Annotated in this window: 5 protein-coding genes and 1 riboswitch; of the genes, 2 read left to right on the forward strand and 3 right to left on the reverse strand. The window is 65.4% G+C overall.

Annotated features, from left to right (window positions below; genetic code table 11):
* The coding region (locus tag AS26_RS12915) for an amino acid permease (protein WP_245629782.1) at positions 1 to 1,038 on the forward strand (1,038 nt) is incomplete at its 5' end.
* Entirely contained in the window at positions 944 to 2,152 is a 1,209-nt protein-coding gene (gene rpoN / locus AS26_RS12920; protein WP_245629785.1) for an RNA polymerase factor sigma-54, read from the forward strand. The genes AS26_RS12915 and rpoN, both read left to right, overlap by 95 nt.
* Here rpoN and AS26_RS12925 read toward each other — a convergent pair.
* From AS26_RS12925 to AS26_RS14800, 3 genes are read right to left on the reverse strand one after another with little or no spacing between them, the layout of a single operon-like run.
* Positions 2,137 to 3,984, reverse strand: a complete 1,848-nt coding sequence (locus AS26_RS12925; RefSeq protein ID WP_245629783.1) for an ABC transporter ATP-binding protein — start codon at positions 3,982 to 3,984, stop codon at positions 2,137 to 2,139. The genes rpoN and AS26_RS12925 overlap by 16 nt on opposite strands.
* Entirely contained in the window at positions 3,977 to 5,728 is a 1,752-nt protein-coding gene (locus AS26_RS12930) for an ABC transporter ATP-binding protein (protein ID WP_062310369.1), read from the reverse strand. Before AS26_RS12930 ends, AS26_RS12925 begins: the two co-directional genes overlap by 8 nt.
* Positions 5,725 to 6,186 carry a hypothetical protein gene (locus tag AS26_RS14800; RefSeq protein ID WP_245629784.1) on the reverse strand — a complete coding sequence of 154 codons (462 nt, stop codon included), beginning with the start codon at positions 6,184 to 6,186 and terminating at the stop codon, positions 5,725 to 5,727. Before AS26_RS14800 ends, AS26_RS12930 begins: the two co-directional genes overlap by 4 nt.
* 250 nt (positions 6,187 to 6,436) lie before the next feature.
* Positions 6,437 to 6,521, reverse strand: a riboswitch (cyclic di-GMP riboswitch).
* Positions 6,522 to 6,591 lie beyond the last annotated feature (70 nt).

The raw sequence follows: 6,591 nt of genomic DNA on the forward strand, positions 1-6,591 counted from the left end.
CGCATCATCGCCGCCTGTATCGCGGGCATTTTGGCGCTGTTTGGCCTCACGGGTCATCCGGCGATTGGCCTCCGCAACTACACGGGGCAGGGCGGGCTGTTCCCGCATGGCCTCGGCGCGGTGTTCCTCGCGCTCGTGCCCGTCAGCTTCGCGTACAGCGGCACGGAGCTCATCGGCATTGCGGCCGGCGAGAGCAAGGACCCGGCGAAGTCGGTGCCGCGGGCCGTGCGGACCACAAGCGTGCGCATCCTGCTCTTCTACGTCATCTCGATGATGGTCCTCGTCGGCATCATCCCGTGGCAGAAGGCGGGCGTGAACGACAGCCCGTTTGCGACCATCTTTCAGGTGGCGGGGATCCCATCCGCGCACCTCATCATGGACCTCATCGTCATCACCTCGGCACTCTCGGCCGGATCGTCCTGGACGTACGCCTCGTCGCGCCTGCTCTGGTCCATGGCGCTCGATGGCATGGCGCCGCGGTTTTTGACGCGTCTCTCCAAACAGAAGGTGCCCGTGTGGTCCGTCATCGTGACGCTCGTCGTCGGCACGTTGTCCTTGTGGTTGTACGACGTGTCGCCGAATACGCTGTACCTGTGGATTGTCTCCGGCATCGGGCTCATCGCCGTGCTGTCGTGGGCCATCATCTGCGCCTCGCAGATCGGCTTTCGCCGCAAGTACGTGCGCGAGGGCGGCGATGTCTCGCAACTGGCGTACCGGACGCCGGGCTACCCCGTGGTGCCCATTCTCGGCGTGGTGCTGAACCTCGCCATTGCGGTGAGCCTCATCTTCATCCCTGGGCAGCGCGTCGCGATTTACGCCGGTGTGCCCATCATGCGCTCGTGCTCGCGGGGTATTACCTCATCTACAAGCCGAGGATGGCGAAGTCGTGATGGAGCTTGGTCTCGAGCTTTCCATGAAGCAGGAACTCCGGCTCACGGCCGAGATGCGGCTTTCGCTGCGCGTCTTGGCGCTTTCGTCGGCCCATCTCGCCGAAGAGTTGGAGCGTTTCGTGGAGGAGGAGCCGTGGTTTCGCTTTGAGCGATCGCGGCCCCAAGCCGCCGTGCGCGCCGAGGACGTGGATCCCTTGGCGCGCGTGGCGAGCCGCGAGCCGCTTGCGGAGCGGCTGAAGCGGGAGCTCCGCCTGATGCGTCTCCCGGACTCGGTGCTCCGCCTCGCGCTCTATCTGGCGGACGATCTCGACGATCGTGGCTACCTCGCCGAGCCCCTCGACGGGATCGCCAAGCGGCTCGGCGCGCCGCTCGACGACGCCCGCGCGGCGCTCGCCGCGCTCCAGGCCTGCGATCCGCCGGGCATCGGCGCCGAAGACCTGGTCTCGTGTCTCCTTTTACAACTTCGGAACGAGCGAGAACCGATGAGGACGCTCATGGCCGCCATCATTCGCGGCCATCTCGGCGATGTGGCGGAAGGCCGCCTGGACGAGCTGGCCGCCCAGCTGTCGGTTTCTGCGGCGCAGGTGGAGGAGGCCGTCCGCCGCATTCGCCGTCTCACGCCCGCGCCCGCCATCGCTGCGGCGGACGATCCCGTCGTCCCCCTCATGCCGGACGTCGTCGCGCGCAAGGTGGAGGGCGTGTGGACCGTGGAAGTGACGGCGTGGGCCGCGCCGCGGCTCGAGCTTCGCGCGGAGTATCGGCGCTTGATGCAGAGCGGGGAGGAGGAGGCGCGCCGGTTCGTGTCGGCGCGGCTCAAGCGCGCGGCCTGGCTCACCCGCGCCATCGAGCGCAGGCGCATGACGTTGCAGAGCGTGGCCGAGGCGCTCGTGAGGCACCAGGAGGCTTACCTCGAACGAGGCGCCGCGGCTATCCGGCCCCTCCGCCTGGCCGACATCGCGGAGGAAATCGGCGTGCACGAGTCGACCGTGAGCCGCGCCGTCAAGGACAAGATCCTCGGCTCGCCCCAGGGCTTGATACCCATGGAGCGGTTGTTCTCCGTGGAAGTGGCTCCGGGCTGGTCGCAGGAGGCGGCCAAAGCTCGGCTCGCCGAGATTGTGCGGGCGGAGGACAAAGCGAGCCCTTTGTCCGATCAAGCGATTGCGAATCTTCTGGCTTCTGAGGGCTGCAGGCTCTCGCGCCGCGCCATCGCGAAGTACCGCGAGGCGCTCGGCATCCCGAACTCGTTTCAGCGCAGGCGCTGAGCCTCTTGGTCAACGGCTCCCCATTGTAGGCGGCAGAGCTCGAAGTAGGCGCCGCGTCGGCGGATGAGCTCCTCATGGGTGCCCTCTTCCACGATACGTCCGCCCGCCATGACGTAGATCCGATCCGCCCTGCGCACGGTGGACAGCCGATGGGCGATGATGATGCTCGTGCGCCCATGCATGAGCCGCGCCAGGGCCTCTTGGACGCGCATCTCCGTCCGCGTGTCCACGTTCGACGTGGCCTCATCCAGCACCAGCACGGAAGGGTTGGCGAGCAGCGTTCGCGCAATCGCGATGAGTTGGCTCTCACCCTGGCTGAGGCCGGCACCTCCGGGGCCCACCTGTGTGTCATACCCCTGTGGAAGTCGCCGGATCAAGGCGTCCGCGTTGGCCTGCACAGCGGCTTGCTCGACCTCGTCGTCCGTCGCCTCCGGACGGCCGATGCGGATGTTGTCCCGGACCGTGCCGCTAAACAGCTGAGCCTCTTGCAGGACCAGGCCGAGTTTGCGTCGCCAGGCGGACTTGGCGACGGCTCTCAAATCCAACCCGTCCAGCAAGATGACGCCCTCGTCCGGATCGTAGAATCGCGCCAGCAGGTGCATGAGCGTCGTCTTGCCCGATCCCGTGTGTCCGACAATGGCGATTTTCTCCCCTGGGCGTGCTTGCAGGTTCACGTGGTGCAGGACACGCGGTCCTCCCGGATACGCAAAGCTCACATCGCGGAACTCGAGGTGCCCTTTTACCTCGTCCGCCGAGACGGCGCCGGGCGGGTCCGCTTCACCGGGCTCGTCTAAGATTTCGAATACGCGTTCCGCACCGGCGAGCGCGGACTGAAGGAGATTGTACTGATTCGCGATTTGATTCAGGGGCTGGCTGAACTGGCCTGCGTAGTTGAGAAAGCTGACCATCGTGCCCACCGACACCAGCCCGTGCAAGGCGAGCAGCCCACCTGCGAGCGCGATGAGGGCATAGGAGAGGTTGCGCATCAGGTTCATCGTGGGCCCCATCGAGCCTGACACGGCCTGTGCGCGCACGCCTGCTCTACGCAAGCGCTCGTTTCGGGCGTGAAAGGCGTCCAAGATCCTCGCCTCTTGATGAAACAGTTGAATGGTCTCCACGCCCGTAATCATCTCCTCGATGAAGCCATTCACTTGCCCCAGTTCGCGCTGCAAGGATTGAAAGTGGCGGCGCGTAAGACGAGCGACGGCGCGCGCTGCGCCGGCGGTGACGGGTACAACCGCGAGCGCGACCAGGGCCATGCGCCAACTCTGCCAGAACATGATGACCATACAGCCGATAAGCGTCGCTGCACTCGCCATGAGCTGAGCGAGCGTTTGATTCAGTCCGTTGGAGACGTTGGCGAGATCGTTCGTACTGCGACTCATGAGTTCACCGACGTTTTTCGCATCGAAGAAACGCATGGGCAGGACGAGCAGTCGCGCAAACAAATCTCGCCGCATGGCGCGAGTCGCATCCTGCGACAAGTGGGCGGCTATCAAGCTTTGGATGAAACCAGCGGTCAGGCCCGCGAGGTAGGCTCCCGCAAGGTACGCCAAGAGCGCGACAAGTCGGTGGACGTCGTGTCCCCGGATGGTCGCGTCAATGGCTCTGCCCAGCAGGTAGGGTGCAAAGAGCGACATTGCGCTCGAGAGCGCGGTAGCCAGGGCCATCCAAGCGAACGCAGATCTTCGATGCCCAAGGTACGAGAGCAGGCGGGACGCCGTTTGCCGAGGGTTTCCGGCGCGCACCGTGGGCGTGTGATGTTGCCGTGGTCCCCCCGGGCTTGGCAGTGCAAAGGTATGTGCAGCGCGGGACGCCGCGGAATCATTCACTTGACATCACCTCCCAGGCCGCGCCCATCTGCGAATCCCAGATCTCGCGGTAAAGTTCGCAGGATGCGAGGAGTTCCTGATGCGTGCCGACGCCCGCGAGCCGCCCCTTGTCGAAGACAGCGATGCGGTCGCAGTTCCACAGGGTGCTCAGACGGCTCGACGCTACGACCACGGTCATGTCGCGCAGGTGCCTCAGTTCGCGGAGGAACGCAGCCTCCGTCGCGGTATCTAGCGCGCTCGTCGCGTCGTCGAGCACCAGCAGGCGCGGTTTTGACGCAAGTGCCCGCGCGATCGCCACGCGCTGGCGCTGACCCCCCGAGAGGGTTGCACCTCGCTGCCCCACTTCGGCCTCCCAGCCGCCCGGCAGGCGTTCGATGAACTCGAGCGCCTGGGCAATCCGGGCGGCTTCGACGAGATCGGCATGGGGCGCGTCGGGCCGCCCAAACGCGATGTTGTCCCGCACAGTTCCGCGGAACAGGGTCGGCTGTTGCGTCACGCATGCCATGCGCTGTCGGAGCGAGCCAGGTTCGAGGGCGCGCAGGTCTTCACCATCCCAGACCAACCGCCCTGCGGACGGATCGACCAGGCGCGGCAGAAGCGCCAGAAGCGTCGACTTGCCCGATCCCGTGGTGCCCGCGATGCCGAGCGTTTCACCCGGGCGGATTTCGAGACACACGCCTTCCAACGCGGGGTGGCTCGCGCGCGGATACACGTAGTCCACGCGGTCGACGAGCACATGCGGCCAATCCGACGCTCGCTTCGCGTTCGCCTCCTCGCGCATGGCGGGCTCCGTCGAAAGCAGGGCCTGGATCCTGTCCGCAGAAGCCATCGCCTGTGCAGCCGAAACCATCATCGACGCCGACATCAAGAGCGAAGAGAGCGCCTGTGTAGCGTAGTTGATGGCTGCCACGAGGTGGCCTGGCGAGAGGGATCCGCGCCAAACTCGCGGCGCGCCCCATCCCAGCAGTGCGACGATGGCCGCGTCCAGCACGAGATTGAGGAGAGGCGTGTTCGTCACCAGGATGTAGAGCGCCTTCAAGGACGCGTCTGCGTAATCGCGGTTGGCCATGTCGAATCGAGCGAGAGCCCGGTCCTCGAGCGAGAGGGCCCGCACCACGCGAAGGGCGACGAGGTGTTCCTGGGTCGTCTGGTTCATCGCATCGAGGGCGCGTTGAGCGCACATAAACCGCTGATACGAGAGATGCGTGGTCCAAGCGAGTACGGCCGAGACGAGCACGGCCGCGGCGACGAGCAACAGCCCGATGCGTCCATCGAGACAGACGGCGAGCGCCATGCTGCCGAGGGCGAGCCCCGGCCCCCGGACAAGTCCCTGCTGCAGCTGCTGCATGAGCGTTTGCACCTGCGTGACATCTTCCGTGAGGCGCGTGATCAGGGAACCAGTGGTAAAGGTCTGAATCTGTTCGCGAGACCATCTGAGCGTCCGTTGGAACAAGGCCGAGCGGATGTCAGCACCCACGTTTTGGGACACTCGGCTCGCCAACACGTTGCACAACACGCCCGCGACGAGGCCAGCCACGGCCGCTCCAATCATCCACAGGCCCGTTTCGAGCGCGGTCCGCGCATCGCCCGCCAGGATGCCGCGGTTGATGAGCCGCGAGACCAGGGCGGGCTGCGACAGGTCCATGGCGATCTCGACGCCCATCATGGCGGGGGAGAGAAGCGCCAACCAGCGGTAGGGCCGGACGAATGCCGCGAGCGCGCGAAGCCCGCGGCCGACGGTCACACCTCATCCTCCTCAGGCCTTTCGCCTGGGTCGCCGCGATCGAAACCGCTGGATCCCTGCTCGCCGGCCTCGTCCGCTTTCGCTTCCGTCTCGGCCCCATGATGGGTGGGCGGCGTTTCACCGACCACGGGCGCAGAGGCGCCGGACGTGCTCGGATCTGGCGCTTCTTCCGCGTCCGCCCACAGGTCAAACATGGCCATAAACTCGTCCCGCACGCTTTCCACGGCCTTCAGCTCGCCGAGGAGCGTCGGCCTCAGATCCGCGAATTCCGGCTGATCCAACTGGCGCAGGAGGGTCGTTCGGCGAACATTTAGAAACTCGAGAAACTGAAGGGCGCGCCCGCGCCGGAACGTCTGCGGGCCTGATGGCTTGCCGAGCGCAGGGTGGCCACGGTGACCGCGGTGATGGCCGCCATGGCCGTCCCAGCCGTGGGGATGGGGTGGATGTGCATGCCGCATGCAACCACAACCTTTCGCATTCGTTTGTATACGTTCGTATGCGATCTTATCGCCTCGAGATTCGCATGTCAACACTAGCGAACGCTGGCCCAGTATCACTTCCCCACGAAAAAACGGCCGGGATGTTCAACATCCCGGCCGTTTCCGCACCATCCGGCGTTTTTTCTACATGCTTCCCCTTTACCCCTACATGGGGCCGCGCCAGATGACCTCAAAATCTGTGAAAACAGCAAAGGCCGCCCACGCCCTGTGCGCGGGTGGCCGGTTGCACAACTCGCTCCCTCAGGCCTTATGTGCCCAGATGACAACCTGAGATCTTCGCGTCCACCGTCGTGCTGAATAGATACTGTCCTAGGCTGAGTATACCCCCGGGGCTTACCGGCGTCAATCCATCGCGCGAGCCTG

This window comes from Alicyclobacillus sendaiensis NBRC 100866, from assembly GCF_001552675.1.
GTDB classification, from domain to species: Bacteria; Bacillota; Bacilli; order Alicyclobacillales; family Alicyclobacillaceae; genus Alicyclobacillus; species Alicyclobacillus sendaiensis.

Excerpts from the sequence above, each read along its gene's own strand:
- AS26_RS14800 (WP_245629784.1), bottom strand. The coding sequence starts at position 6,186 with ATGCGGCATGCACATCCACCCCATCCCCACGGCTGGGACGGCCATGGC.
- rpoN (WP_245629785.1), top strand. The coding sequence starts at position 944 with ATGCGGCTTTCGCTGCGCGTCTTGGCGCTTTCGTCGGCCCATCTCGCC.